Origin of the sequence: Enhygromyxa salina, assembly GCF_002994635.1 — a bacterium.
Taxonomy (GTDB): Bacteria; Myxococcota_A; Polyangia; order Nannocystales; family Nannocystaceae; genus Plesiocystis; species Plesiocystis salina_B.
Genome location: NZ_PVNL01000001.1, coordinates 69844 through 83428, shown reverse-complemented (window position 1 = coordinate 83428; position 13585 = coordinate 69844). Strand labels below are relative to the sequence as shown.

General features: G+C 69.2%; 14 protein-coding genes. 11 read left to right on the top strand and 3 right to left on the bottom strand.

Features of this window, described 5'->3' with window-relative positions; translation table 11 throughout:
- From ENSA7_RS00355 to ENSA7_RS00335, 5 genes are all read left to right on the top strand, one after another.
- The coding region (locus tag ENSA7_RS00355; RefSeq protein WP_146157156.1) for a tetratricopeptide repeat protein at window positions 1–478 on the top strand (478 nt) is incomplete at its 5' end.
- A gap of 16 nt (window positions 479–494) precedes the next feature.
- On the top strand, window positions 495–794 hold the full coding sequence (locus tag ENSA7_RS00350; RefSeq protein WP_106087181.1) for a TFIIB-type zinc ribbon-containing protein: 300 nt from the start codon (window positions 495–497) through the stop codon (window positions 792–794).
- Between the two features lie 68 nt (window positions 795–862).
- Window positions 863–1444 carry an RNA polymerase sigma factor gene (locus ENSA7_RS00345; RefSeq protein WP_106087180.1) on the top strand — a complete coding sequence of 194 codons (582 nt, stop codon included), beginning with the start codon at window positions 863–865 and terminating at the stop codon, window positions 1442–1444.
- Window positions 1434–2363, top strand: coding sequence for a hypothetical protein (locus ENSA7_RS00340; RefSeq protein WP_106087179.1), 930 nt, complete (start codon window positions 1434–1436; stop codon window positions 2361–2363). The genes ENSA7_RS00345 and ENSA7_RS00340 overlap by 11 nt, the downstream gene beginning before the upstream one ends.
- 34 nt (window positions 2364–2397) lie before the next feature.
- Window positions 2398–2970 carry a Uma2 family endonuclease gene (locus tag ENSA7_RS00335; RefSeq protein WP_106087178.1) on the top strand — a complete coding sequence of 191 codons (573 nt, stop codon included), beginning with the start codon at window positions 2398–2400 and terminating at the stop codon, window positions 2968–2970.
- Between the two features lie 7 nt (window positions 2971–2977).
- Here ENSA7_RS00335 and ENSA7_RS00330 read toward each other — a convergent pair whose 3' ends face one another.
- Genes ENSA7_RS00330 through ENSA7_RS00320 form a run of 3 tightly spaced genes read right to left on the bottom strand, consistent with a single transcriptional unit; the run spans window position 2978 to window position 6914 of the window.
- Window positions 2978–3580, bottom strand: a complete 603-nt coding sequence (locus ENSA7_RS00330) for an anthranilate synthase component II (RefSeq protein ID WP_106087177.1) — start codon at window positions 3578–3580, stop codon at window positions 2978–2980.
- A 1-nt stretch (window position 3581) separates the two neighbouring features.
- Window positions 3582–5090 (bottom strand): aminodeoxychorismate synthase component I, encoded by a 1509-nt coding sequence (gene pabB, locus ENSA7_RS00325; protein ID WP_106087176.1) that lies wholly within the window; start codon window positions 5088–5090, stop codon window positions 3582–3584.
- Window positions 5091–5093: 3 nt separating this feature from the next.
- Entirely contained in the window at window positions 5094–6914 is a 1821-nt protein-coding gene (locus ENSA7_RS00320) for a hypothetical protein (RefSeq protein WP_106087175.1), read from the bottom strand.
- 111 nt (window positions 6915–7025) lie between these two features.
- Between ENSA7_RS00320 and ENSA7_RS00315 the strand changes: the two genes are divergently transcribed.
- The 6 genes from ENSA7_RS00315 to ENSA7_RS00290 all read left to right on the top strand — a co-directional run bounded on the left by ENSA7_RS00315 (window position 7026) and on the right by ENSA7_RS00290 (window position 13571).
- Window positions 7026–7817, top strand: a complete 792-nt coding sequence (locus ENSA7_RS00315) for an N-acetylmuramoyl-L-alanine amidase family protein (protein ID WP_106087174.1) — start codon at window positions 7026–7028, stop codon at window positions 7815–7817.
- 66 nt (window positions 7818–7883) lie between these two features.
- The gene (locus ENSA7_RS00310) at window positions 7884–9539 is read left to right on the top strand and encodes a methyltransferase regulatory domain-containing protein (RefSeq protein WP_181232818.1); all 1656 of its coding nucleotides are present in this window, start codon (window positions 7884–7886) and stop codon (window positions 9537–9539) included.
- 29 nt (window positions 9540–9568) lie between these two features.
- The gene (locus ENSA7_RS00305; RefSeq protein ID WP_106087172.1) at window positions 9569–10234 is read left to right on the top strand and encodes a DUF3540 domain-containing protein; all 666 of its coding nucleotides are present in this window, start codon (window positions 9569–9571) and stop codon (window positions 10232–10234) included.
- Window positions 10235–10273: 39 nt separating this feature from the next.
- A complete protein-coding gene (locus tag ENSA7_RS00300) occupies window positions 10274–10669 on the top strand; it encodes a DUF4150 domain-containing protein (protein WP_106087171.1) in 396 nt (131 codons plus the stop codon).
- Between the two features lie 58 nt (window positions 10670–10727).
- Complete coding sequence (locus ENSA7_RS00295; protein WP_106087170.1) at window positions 10728–13061, top strand: type VI secretion system Vgr family protein; 2334 nt, start codon at window positions 10728–10730, stop codon at window positions 13059–13061.
- 54 nt (window positions 13062–13115) lie between these two features.
- Window positions 13116–13571, top strand: a complete 456-nt coding sequence (locus ENSA7_RS00290; protein WP_146157155.1) for a hypothetical protein — start codon at window positions 13116–13118, stop codon at window positions 13569–13571.
- The last annotated feature ends 14 nt before the right edge of the window (window positions 13572–13585 follow it).

Here is a 13585-nt window from a genome sequence, read left to right as displayed (position 1 = left end):
CGACGAAGGCGGTGGTGGCGGCGGTGGCGGTGGCGGCGGTGGCGGCGGCGGTGGCGGTGGCGGCAACGGCTTTGATCGTCTGCTCGAGCGCGGCTGCGAAGAGGTCTCGTCTGGCAACGCGAGCGCCGGCGTCAAGACGCTGCTCAAGGCGTTCGATCGCGAGCCCAACAACATCGACGTGCTGGTGTGTCTGGCCGATGGCTACGCCGCGCAGGGCAACAACGGGCGCGCCAATCAATTCTTCGATCGCGCGCTCTCGCAGTCGCCCTCGAACAAGCTGGCGCTGCGTGGGGCTGCCAAGGCCGCCGCCCAGACGGGCGCGACCGAGCGGGCCACCGACCTCTACGAGCGGCTCTTGAAGGTCGATCCCGGCAACGCCGCCGCCAAGGCTTTCCTCGCCAAGAACAACCCGAGCAAACCGGATCCCGAGCCGGCGCCGCAGCCGGAGCCCACGCCGCCCGCCGACACTGGCGGCTGAGACCGCAGGAGCAACCATGACACGCCCGAGTGAGAACGAAGAGGAGTACATCCTTCGCCAAGAGCTGGAGAAGCGGCGCGATGCCGTTCGCGCCAAGCAGGCCGAGCTCGCCGATCACGAGCGCGACTCGCTCAAGGAGCTGCACTGGATGCGCTGCGCCAAGTGCGGGGCCGAGCTCCAGGAGGTCGAGTTCCGCGGGGTCAAGGTCGACAAGTGCTTCTCGTGCGGGGGCGTGTTCCTAGACGACGGTGAGCTCGAGCAGCTCGCGGGGCGGCCCGGCTGGTTCGACGGCATGATCAAGATCTTTCGGCCCTGAGCCGAGCTTGCCCGGTCGAGCCTGGCGCCCCCGGTCACAGATCCGGGGCTGGGTCGTAGGGGCTCCGCATGCTCATTGCTCGTGATCCACTGGCTCGCCGTGTGCGCCAGGCTGTGGCTGGGGATCGCCGGGCGTTCACGCGCCTGTACCGTGAGCTGCACCCCCTGGTCGCGCGCTTTGTCGCGCGGCGGGTCGACTCCCGGGCCGACGCGGAGGAGCTGGTCGCCGAGGTGTTTCGACGCGTGGTCGAGCACCTCGGCGGGTTTGATCCAAGCCGCGGCAGCGTCCGCGCGTGGGTCCTGCGGATCGCCCGGAACGCTGTGATCGATCACTACCGCACCCGCAAGTGCCCGGTCGCGCTCGAGGTCATCGCCGACGGGCTACGCGAGACGACCGGGCCTCTGGATCACATGATCGCCGACGAGCGGACCCGACAGGTGCGCGAGATCCTGTCCGAGTGCCCCGAGCAGACCCGTCAGCTGCTCGCGATGCGCTACGGAGACGGCCTGCGCCACGCCGAGATCGCCGAGCTGTTGGGGCTGCGCGAGTCGGCGGTGCGCAAGCGAATCTCGCGGGCCGTCAGCGAGCTGCGGCTCCGCTCGCGCGCGCTCGAGGACGAGCAGAACCCGGAGGTCTCCCATGCGCTCTGAACCGTCGATCGAGGCCCGACTTCGCGAGCTTCACGCCCCGCGGATCGAGCCGTCGCCAGCACCTGATCAGCCTGATCAGCCTGATCAGCGCGCGAGCGCCGACGCGCGCGAGGCTGAGGCGCTCGCGGCGTGGAGCCAGCGCTACGCCACCCCAGCGCGCGAGCCCGACCCGGGCGAGCACGGCCTGCTCGGCGTGTTTGGCATGTTGGCGCGGCATCGCCTCGCGGTCGCGCTGGCTGTCATGTTGGTGGCGATCGTCGGCGCGTGCGTGCTGCCGACCTCGTATGAAGTCCCGCTCGGCACCAGCGTGGAGATCCGCATGCTCGGTGGGGAGCTCTCGTCGGCGCAGTCGATCGCCAAGTACGTGCAAGCGCGCAGCAACGCGTCGGAGGTCGACGTGCTCATGCGCGAGATCGCCGTCGACGGCTCCGGCTCGCAGTTCGTCATGATGATCCGCCTGTGGGATCACGAGCTCGCGCTCGGCGAGATCGAGCACGAGCTGCGCGAGCAGTTCCCCGAGCTCGAGCACGCCAAGATCATCGAGACCCCGCTCGAGGGCGAGATCGAGACGATCTGGGCCCGCCGCTTGGCCAATCGTGCGTTCAGCCTGTCGCTGCGCGAGGTCGACGTCGAGCAGGCCCGCGCGCAGCTGCTGCTCGAGCTGCAGGCGCGCGGGTTCGAAGAGGATGAGATCGTGGTCAAGGTCCGCGACCGGGCCTCCGGGGAGCGCGAGGTCGAAGTGCAGATCGAGCGCCGCGGGTTTCAAGGCGACGCAGACGGGGACTCGGCGCTCATGGATCCGCTTGGCCCGGGGTTTCACTGGGTCATGGATCCCAGCAGCCCCGAGCACGTCGTGCTGCCCGCGCCGCCGCACGGCGCGGCGGTTCGCGTGGACGTTCGCGGCGACGAGCCCGAGTAGTCCGGGATCTCTTGGGCGTGTATAGTGACTCTCGATGGAGGTCGCGCGTCAGCGTCATACGTTCCGCGAGTACCTCGACCTCGAGGCGATCAGCCCGATCAAGCACGAGTTTTTCGGCGGGCACGTGTGGGCGATGGCCGGCGGCAGCCCGGATCACGCACGCTTCGCCGTCAACATTTCGACGGCGCTCGCCAACCAGCTACGGGGGCGGCCGTGCGCGGTGTTCAGCTCGGATCTACGCATTCGCGTCCAAGCCACCGGCCTCGCTACCTACCCAGATGTGTCCGTCATCTGCGGCGAGCTCGAGTGCGCTTCGCAAGACCCTGGCGGCAACACGGTGACGAACCCGGTGGTGATCATCGAGGTGCTGAGCCCCTCGACCGAAGACTACGACCGCGGTGAAAAGCTGGCCCACTATAAATTGATCCCGTCGCTGCGGGACATCGTGTTCGTCGCCCACGACGAGCGCAGGCTCGAGCTGTGGCGTCGCGTTGACGCCGATCGCTGGACCCTCGAGGTCGTGCGTGATCGAGGCGCGGCGACGCTGGCGTCGATCGCCTGCACGCTCGACGTGGCGGCGGTGTTCCACGATCCCTTGTCCGGGTGAGCCTCGGTCACCAGCTCAGAAAATTATCGACCAACGCGGCGCCGTGCTCGGTGCCGATCGACTCCGGGTGAAACTGCACGCCCGCGATCGGCAGCTGGCGGTGCGCCACGCTCATGCACAGCCCGTCGCGAGTCCGGCTGGTGACCTCGAGCTCCACCGGCAAGCTGGCCTCATCGAGCATCAGCGAGTGGTAGCGCATGACCATGAGCGGGGAGGGGAGCCCGGCGAACAGGCCCTCGCCGCCATGCATGATCTCGCTTTGCTTGCCGTGCATCACCTGCGGGGCGCGAACGACCTTGGCGCCGAACGCCGCGCCGATCCCCTGATGACCCAGGCACACGCCCAAGATCGGCACGCGGCGCGACCCCAGCGCGTGAATGGCCGCGTGACACACCCCAAAGTAGTGGGGGTCCTCGGGGTTGCCGGGACCCGGCGAGATCACCAGGTGGCTGGGTCGTTCGGCCTCGAGCTCGGCCAGCGTGATCCGATCATTGCGCACCACCTTGGCCGCGCAGCCGGTCAGCTCGCCGAGCAGCTGGTAGATGTTGTAGGCGAACGAGTCGTAGTTATCGATGATCACCAGGCGGTAGCTGCGATCCGGCGTGGGCATCTCAGCTGGCTCCCCGCGCGCGGACTAGGTCGATCGCCAGGACCAGGGCGTGGGCCTTGTCGAGCGTCTCTTGGTACTCGTCGTCGGGATCGGAGTCGGCCACGATCGCGCCGCCGACGTTGAAGGTCAGCAGCTCGCCGGTCTTGATCAGCGTGCGGATCACGATGCTCAGATCCAGCGAGCCGTCGAAGTCGAAGTAGCCGATCGCCCCCGAGAACACCCCGCGCTTGGTCGGCTCGAGCCGGTCGATGATCTTCATGGCCTCGATCTTGGGCGCGCCGGTCATCGAGCCGCCGGGGAAGCAGGCCCGCAGCAGCTCGACCGGCCCGAGCCCGGCGCGCAGCTGGGCGCGGACGGTCGAGACCATCTGCCAGGTGAATTCGTAAGGGTGCACGCCGCACAGCTCGTCGACGCGGACGCTGCCGAACTCGCTGACCTTGCCCAGATCGTTGCGGCACAGATCCACGATCATCAGGTTCTCGGCCCGGTCCTTGGCGGCGCTCAGCAGGTCGTCGCGCAGCGCCTGATCCTCGGCGGGGCTGGGTCCGCGCGGGCGCGTGCCCTTGATCGGTCGGGTCTCGATCGTGCCCGCGCGATCGAGGCTGACGAAGCGCTCGGGCGAGGCCGACAGCAGCTCGGCCTCGGGGAACCGCAGATACGCGCTCATCGGCGCCGGGTTGATCGCGCGCAGGACCTCGTAGAGCTCGCGGACCCGCGTGGGCAGGCGCAGATCGAAGCGCTGGGTCAGGCACACCTCGAACGCGTTGCCGCACAGGATCTGGGCCTTGATGTGCTCGATCGAGGCGAGGTACCCAGCGCGGTCGATCGTCGGGGTAATCCCGCGCTCGTGCAGATGGGCCTCGAGCAGGCGAGGTTGGCGAGCCCGCGCAGCTGCAGCGGCCGCGCGCAGTCGCTCGACCTCGTGCGCGGGAGCGGGAGTGTGGCTCGCAACGAACTCGCGGCCGGCGTCGAGCAGGGACTCGGCCTCGCTGGCCGCCGCTTCGGGCGTTGGCCCGAACCCGGTCGCAAACACCCAGCTGCGGCCGGTCAGCAGATCGCTCGCGTACACCAGCTTGCAGAACAGCAGGTAGGCGTCGGGCAGCGCGAGATCATCGCGGCCGCGATCGGGGATGTCCTCGATCAGGTACAGAAGTTCATAGCCGAGGTAGCCGACCGCGCCACCGACGAACGGGGGCAGCGGATCGTCCCCGCCGGACGGGCGCAGCACGACCCCCGCTCGGTCGCGCTCGAGCAGCCGCGCGAGCTCGTCGAGCGGGGCGCGATCGACCTCGGCCACGGCGTGCGGTGGCCCCGACCAGCAGCGCTCGCGCTTGCTGCGGAACACCCAGAACGGATCGGTGCAAACGTACGCGTAGCGGCCCAGCTCCGACGGCGCGCCCGGGTTCTCGAGCAGCGCCGCGTAGCGCTGATCATCGCAGCGCGCCGCCAGGTCGTGGGCCGAGAACGGCTCGACCTCGGCGAAGCGCAAGCTACGGTGCCGCGTGGTCACGCCTCAGTCGCCATTGGGATCGCCATTGGGATCGCCATTGGGATCATCGATGGGGTCGTCGATTGGCTCCCCGGCAGGGTCGGCGCCGTGGGGCTCCAGCGCGCGGGCGAGGCTGCGGACCAGGGCGTCGAGCTGATCCACGCGCAGCCCGACCAGCTCGCGGCCGAGATCGACCTGCACGCCGCCTTCCCACGCGCGCAGGTACGCGGTCGGGAAGCAGGTCATGGCGTCGAGCGGCGCGTCGCCGAAGGCCTCGAGCCCGCGGGCCGCTCCGTGGACTCGGTGGCTGCGCGCGAGCAGGTGGGTCGGACGCTTGCCCCGCTTGCCGGGATCGGGCACCAGCTCGAACACCGGCTCGCCGCGGCCCGGCAGCCCGACGCTGAGCTCGACGCGGGTCGAGCTCGGCTCGATGCGGGCCCGCAGGTCCAGGAGCGGACCGTCGAGCGGGCCGCGGAGGCTGAGCAAGTGTGCGTTTGGGCCGGTCTGCGCCAGCGTCGGCGGCTCGAGCCCGTGGCGCTGGGCCAGACCCTCGACGACCTCGCGGACCCGCTCGAGCTCGGCGTTGGGATCGCGGCGCTCGTCGGGATCACTCGAGGCTTCGAGCGCGGCCTCGATCGAGGCCATGCTCTCGGACAGCGACGGGGCCAGGTCGCGGTGCGGGGCGCCCGGCAACATGCCCTCGACCACCAGCAGCGCGCCGACACCGAACATCATGACCAGGTGCGGGCTCGAGAACCCCAGGCCCGCGACCAGCATCAGGCCCAGCGCGATGCCCCGGACCCGGTCTTCGGTCGAGACCAGCGACGCGTAGACCGTCACGAACATGAAGAACAGGCCCGTCATCAGGCCGGCCGAGCGCCAGTCGCTGACGTACGACGGGTACGGGACCTGAAACCCGAACAGCGACTGCAGCAGCCCGCCGAGGCCGTCCTCGAGCTCGCCGAAGCCCCGCTCGTAGAGGAAGTAGCAGAACATGCTGCCGAGCAGGCAGATCAGCGCGACCACGACCGTGACCCACAGCTCGAGCCGCGGGCGCAGCAGCAACAGCGTGACGATCGCGGTGACGACGATCGCCGCGCCGATCCACACGATCGCGTCTTGACCGGCGAGCTCTCCACCGAGCCCACCCCACCCGGTAACGCCCACGCGCACGAGCAGCGGCAGGGCCAGCACGAACACGATCGGGCGGCGCGACGAGGGACCGAGCTCGCGCCAGAACACGCCCGCCGCGACCGGCCACGCGGCGAGCAGCAGCGCCGCGCCGATCGGGGCCAAGCTGGCCTGGGCCAGCCACGCCGGACCGACCGGGATCCGTCCGAGGTGGGCCGCGGCGAGCAGCAGCGCGCCGGGCAGCGCCAGGATCACCGGGGCGAAGCGCAGCTTGCCCAGGCGTAGGTCGCGAGCCCAGCCAAGCGGGACCGCGATCGCCAGCACCAGGCACAGCAGCGCCGAGAAGTGATGGAGGATGAACTCGCCGTGATAGGCCAGGCCGAGGCTGGTCGTATGCGGGCGCAGGCCGTACCACAGCGCGACCGGCCAGATCGCGGCGAGCGTCAACGCGACCGGCGGGCGAGCGCGGACCGACCAGATCGAGAACACGCCCGCGCCGACCAACGCCGCCACGACCAGGTAGGTGTACGCGCCCTCGTTGGCCGCGGCGGTGAAGCGATCGAGCCGCGCGAGCCCAAGCACGATGCTCGCAATGATCTGCAGCAGCCCCGCAGTCAGGGCGACGGCGGCGATGTCCCACCAGGAGCGCGCATGGGTGACGGCCTCGGGCGAGGTCGGTTTGGGCGCGGGGGTATGTCCGGTCTTCGTGCTCACCCAGTGGCTCGCAGGCCCACGACGCGGCCGCGGGCCGGCAGTCTAGTCGGTTTTGCTGGTGGTTTCCGGCGGTTTCTTGGACCGAGGACGACAGTGTCTTACATGTAGGACATGAACCGACGAGACTTCCTGCTCGGACTTTGCGCAGCCTCCGCTGGCGCCGTCGCGCTGCGTCCGGCCCGGGTGCTCGCTGGCCCGACCCCGGTCATCGAGCAGGGCTTTCGACTGGTCATCGATCCAGGTCATGGCGGCGAGAACCTCGGCTGTCGCGCGCACCGCGGGGGCACTCACGAGAAGGAAGTCACGCTGACCCTCGCGCAGTCGCTCGCCGGTCGGGTCGTCGAGTTGATGCCCCACGCCGAGGTGCTCCTGACCCGCGAGACCGACGAGACCCTGCACCTCTCGCAGCGGGTCGGGTTCGCCAATGCGTGCAAGGCCGACCTGTTCTTGAGCCTGCACTGCAACGCCTCGCCGCGCGCAGATCAGACCGGGTTCGAGACTTTCCTGCTCGACGTCGACGCGTCCAGCAAGGAGGCCGCGCTCACGGCCCAGCGCGAGAACGACGAGGCGTTCGGACGCCCGAGCGGCGACGACGACGAGATCGCCGTGATGCTGCGCGAGCTCGGAATGACCAACAACCGCAAGCACGCGGCGCTCTACGCCAAGGCGATCCAGACCGAGCAGGCCCGTCGGTTCCCGGGCCGGCCCGATCGCGGGGTCCGGCAGGCCAACTTCGACGTGCTGATGGGCGCCCGCATGCCGGCCGTGCTGCATGAGGTGGGGTTCCTGGATCACGCCGACGAGAGCGCGCTGATGCTCGGCGCGACCGGGCGCGGGCAGCTGGTCGAGGCGCTCGCGCAGGCGACGTTGACCTATTACAACCAGGTCGCCCGAAGGCACTGAGCGGTTGAATATGACCTACCATCGCGCGCGTGGGTCGGCGAGCCGACCCACGCATGAGCGATGACCATGACCGACGGCTACGATCCGGTTCCGTACCCGAGCCTGTGTCACCCGCAGACCCACCCGGACTGGCTGCGGGTGCTCGGCCTGCTGTTTGGTGTCGAGCCGACGCCCGCGCCGGTCGAGCGGGCGCGGATCCTCGAGCTCGGCTGCGCCTGCGGGGGCAACCTATTGCCAATGGCGGAGCACCTGCCCGCGAGTCGCTTCGTGGGGATCGATCGCTCGCGCACGCAGATCGATCGGGCGCAGGCTGACGCGCAGGCGCTCGGCCTCGACAACCTCGAGCTGCACGTCGCCGACATCCTCGAGCTCGACCCGGCGACGCTCGGGCGGTTCGACTACATCATCTGTCACGGCGTGTTCAGCTGGGTCTCGCGCCCGGTTCAGGACCGGATCTTGGCGCTGCTCCCGGCCCTGCTCGAGCCGCGCGGGCTGGCGGTGGTCAGCTACAACGTCTACCCCGGCTGTCACGCGCGCGAGATGGTCCGGCAGCTGATGAAGTACCGGACCCGCGGCGTCGCGTCGCCGACCTTGCAGCTCGCCGCGGCGCGGACCGTGCTCGACTTCGTCACCAACGCCGTGGCCGCGCGCCGCGAGCACGCGGGCGTGACCGAGCCCGAGGCCTACTCGCTGGCGCTGGCGCGCGAGCGCGAGGTCGTGCGCCGGGTCCCCGACGCGTACTTGTTTCACGAGCACCTCGAGCCCGACAACGCGCCGCTGTACTTCCACGAGTTCATCGGGCGGGTCGGGGCCGTCAACGACGGGGCGGGTCTGGGCTACGTCTGCGACGCCTCGCTCGACACCATGGTCGCGCGGGATCTGGCCCCGGCGACGCTGACCGAGCTGGCCAAGCTGGCCGAGGCGACCGATGATCCGCTCGCCGTCGAGCAGTACCTCGACTTCGTGCGCAACCGCGAGCTCCGGGTCAGCGTGCTCAGCCGCGGCGACAGCCGGCGAGCGCGACAGATCCAGCCGGCGGCCCTCCCTGGCTTGCGGTTCGCCATGCACGGCCAGGTCCACTGTGACGATCCTACCCAGCTGCTCGCCAGCGAGGCGCCCGTCTCGTTTCAGATCCTGTCCTCGCCCGACGCGAAGCTGTCGATCGGCGCGTCCGATCCCCTGACCAAGGCCGCGCTGGTCGAGCTGTGCGCTGTGTGGCCAACGAGCGTGGGGTTCGAGCAGCTCGAGCGCAGCGCCCGTGGGCGCCTGGCCACGGCCGGTCACGACAGCACCACGCCCACCCGTGAACAGCTGGTCGCGAGCCTGATCGAGTGCATGGTGCGAAACGCCGTCGTGGCCCGGTGCTGGGAGCCGCCGATCGGCGCGGCCAGCTCGGCGCGGCCGCGGATCTCGGCGTTCAATCGACGGATGGCCGGGCGCGATGGCTGGCTCGCCGCCCTCGAGCACCGGCCCTTCGTGCTCGAGCCAACCTTGGCCCACCTGGTCCCGCTGCTCGATGGAACCCGGGATCACGACGCGCTGCTCGACGCCCTCGCGGGCCTGGTCGAGACTGGGGATCTCACCCCCCGGCAGGACGGCGAGCCGATCCGCGATCCAGCCGCGCTCCGGGCTGCGCTCGCCGAGTTCCTGCGGGCCTCGCTGCGCAGCCTGGCCCAGCTCCCTGCGTTGATGGGCGATCCGGTTTCTGCGAGCGAGTCGTGAGTCCGGCGTGATACGGTCTGCCGGCTACCATGCACGCCCACGATCTCGAACTCGTCCGCGACTCTCCCCACGTGGCGCCTCGACAGGGCGGCGCGACCATCCTCGCGCGGGCCGACGAAGGCTTCACGCTCGACGATGGTGAGCGGCGGTTCTCGGCCCGGCGAGCGGTCAGCTGTCTGGTCGAGCCCGAGCTCGGCGATCGGGTGTGGTTCGCCGACGAGGGCCTGCCCGGCGAGCACGCCTACGTGCTCGCGGTGCTCGAGCGCGTGGCAACGACCCCGGCGCTGCTGCGCGTGCAGGGCGACGCCGAGCTGCGCGTGGACGGCCGGCTGAAGATCGCCGCGCGCGAAGATCTCGATCTCCACAGCGACGCGCGCCTGGGCCTGAACGCCGACGAGCTGCAGGTCCGGGCCCGCGCAGCTCGGCTGATCATCGACGAGTGCGCCGCGGTGCTGCGCTCGCTGTTCACCCACGTGACCAAGTCCACGTTCGTCGCCAAGGTGATCGAGACCCTCGCCGATCGCCTCAGCACCCACACCAAGACCAGCGCTCGCACGGTCGAGGGTCTGGACCAGGTCCAGGCCGGCAACCTCGACTACCGGGCCGAGCACACCGTTCAGATCGCGGCCACCCACGCGATGGTCAAGGGCACCGACCTGGTCAAGGTCGACGGCGGCCAGATCCACCTCGGCTGAGCTCGACCCCAGCCGGACCAACTGCAAGCAGGATCAAGCATGTTCGCGAACACACAGATGATGGGCATCGACACCGGGTTTCCCGATGTCTGCCTGACCCCGACCCCGGCCGGCCCCGTGCCGATCCCCTATCCAAACATCACCGCGGGTCCAATGGGGGTGCCAGCCGCGTACAATGTGTTGTTCATGTGCGCGCCCGCGCACAACATGGGCACGACGATCCCGATGACCAACGGCGACAACGCCGGGGTCGCCACGGGCGTCGCCTCGGGCATGGTGATGGGGCCCTCCCGGCACCTGACCGGCGCGTTCACGTGCTTGGTCGGGGGCATGCCCGCGACCCGGGTGACCAGCGCCTCGCTGCAGAACTCGACGAACTGTCCGGGGGTTCGGGTCGCGCCCAGCCAGGTCAAGGTTCTGATCCTGTCGCCGTGATCATCTGGCGCGTTCGTCTGTGACTGTCGCCTGGCTCTTACCGTGAGCGCTGATTGATATGACTGACCAAACCGAACAACCCGTGCGGCTGCGTTTCTTCTGCGAGTCCGCGTCCGACGTCGAGTGGGAGGTGTCGGGCCTCGAGCTCTCGGAGCGGTTCAACGAGCCCTACCAGCTGCGCCTGGAGCTGCGCACCCAAGACCCGCACGCCGAGGCGATCGCCATGCTCGGCGCCTCGGTCGTCGTCACGGTCGAGCGTGGCTCGCTGCAGCGAGAGCTGTGCGGCATCGTCGAGAGCGTCGAGGACGGGACCAACCAGGCCGACCACGTCGTCGCCACCCTGACCGTGGTCCCGGCGCTGGTCGCCCTCGGCCACCGCAAGACCAGCCGGATCTTCCAGGACATGACGATCCCGGACATCCTCGCGGCGGTCTTGTCCGAGGGCCTCGACCCCTACGAGCGCAGCGTCAACACCGACTTCTTGACCGGTGACTACAGCCCGCAGGAGTACACGGTCCAGTACCGCGAGACCGATCTCGACTTCGTCGACCGGCTCATGGAGGAGTACGGGATCGTCTACTGCTTCAAGCACGCCGACACCGAGATCCTGACCTTGATCGACGATCCCTCGGGCTACGAGGATCTCATCTCGCACGGCAACGACGACGGCGTGCTGCCGGTCGTCTTGCGGGGCGACGGCGCGGGCATGGGCGAGAACATCCACGCGTTCCGCCGCGAGTCCAAGCTGCGCCCGAGCGTCGCCCGGACGGCGGTCTATGACTGGCTCGCGCCCGGTCCCGCCCAGCTGGTCGAGAACGACACCGTCAGCGATCTCGGCTTCGCCAACGGCGCGGAGCTCGGGCCCGAGCGCGAGGACTACGAGCACGAGGAGCCCAGCACCCTCTACGGCTACCGGACCGAGGGCCTCGACACCGCCGCGGTCGAGTCCCAGGTTCGTCTGCGCCGCGTGGTCCACCAGCGCGACGCGACCCGCAGCATCGGCATGTCGACGGCGACCGGGCTCAGCCCGGGCATGAAGTTCGAGCTGCTCGACCACCCGACCCCCAACCTCGACGGCCAGTACCTGGTCATCTCGGTCGAGCACAACGCGGGCAACTACATGCGCACGGACGCCGAGGGCTCCGCGCAAGACTCGTACAACAACCGGTTCGAGTGCGTGCCGATCGACCTCGAGTGGCGGCCCGCTCGCAGGACCCCGCGACCGCGGATCCACTCGATGCAGACCGCGACGGTCGTCGGGCCCGCGGGCGAAGAGATCCACACCGACGAGCACGGCCGCATCAAGGTCCAGTTTCACTGGGATCGCGGCGGCGAGTCCGACGAGAACGCCTCGTGCTTCATCCGCGTGGTCCAGCCCTGGGCCGGCAACGGCTGGGGCTTCGTGTTCTTGCCGCGGATCGGCATGGAGGTCACCGTGACCTTCCTCGACGGCGACCCCGACCGCCCGATGGTCACGGGGTGCGTCTACAACGGCGCCAACGCGACGCCCTATCCGCTGCCCGACGACAAGACCAAGAGCACGATCAAGTCGGCGAGCTCGCCGGGTGGCGGCGGCTTCAACGAGCTGCGGCTCGAGGACGCGGCCGGATCCGAAGAGATCTACATCCACGCCCAGAAGGACTTCAACGAGGTCGTGCTCAACGACCACAACACCACGGTCGGCAACAACCAGACCAACAACGTCGACGTCGATCAGACCCAGACCGTCCACGGCAACCAGAGCGAGACGGTCGACGGCAACCAGGACATGACGGTCGGGGGCAACCGGACCGTGCACGTGGTCGGCGACTTCGAAGAGACGGTCGACGCGACCGAGACCCGCACGGTGACCGGCGACGTGACCGAGACCTTCGCCGCCAGCGAGACCCGCGACATCGCGGCCGACCAGACCGAGACGATCGGCGGCAGCGTCACCCACACGATCACGGGCGGCGTCACCGACAAGATCACCGGCTCGCTCAGCCAGACGATCGTCGGGGGCGTCTCGGTCACGACCCCGGCCACCTACGACGTGACCGCGGCCGCCGGGGTCACGATCACCAGCGGGGCCGCGATGAAGCTGGTCGCGCCGGCGGGCCTGACCATGGTCGCCCCGGGCGGCACCACCACCGTCGACTCGTTCTTCGAGAGCATCGGCGGCAAGGACTCCGACTTGTTCGCGTGGAAGACCTCGGTGCTGAGCGGAAAGCTCGACATGGTCTATCTCGCGATCGGCCTGGTCAACAACAAGGTCGACGTCGTCGGGCTCAAGGTCGACGTCGCCGGCTCGGTGTTCAAGGCCGGACGCCAGACCACGATCGAGTCGCTGGGCGCCGCGATCCAACAGGGCTACGTGAACCTCAAGCTGTTCGGCTTCGTGTCGGTCGTCTAGCGGTCCTCGCCCCAGGCCCAGATCCAGATCCAGATCCAGCGAATACAGTCAGGCATGGCCCGAGAACCAGACGCAGTCCAGTTGAGCGGAAAAGAGAAGATCGTGGGGAGCCTCCTGCTCTTGGCGATCATCATCCCAGCTCTGTTCTTCTCTTTTGGCCCTGAGCTTCGGCGTCAGAACGAGCGCGAGGACCTGCTCGCCAGCGGTCAGGACGCGACCGCGACGATCGTCTCGCTCCGCGACAACGGCAATTCGTTCAATGATAAGCCCGAGGTCGAGGTTCGCCTGATCGTCCACCCCAGCGGCGACGCGAGCGAGGACTTTCAGGTCGACATCACCCAGGTGATGGGGCCGGTCGATCTGGCCAACTACCGCGTGGGCGTCGAGGTCAGCGTCAAGTTCGACCCAGCGGACCGCCAGAAACTCACGATCGTCGCCGTGGTGCCGCCGACCGCTGCTGGTTCGCCTGCCGCGCCCACCGAAGCGGCTCCGGCCGAACAATCGAATTGAAGCGAACCACTCGA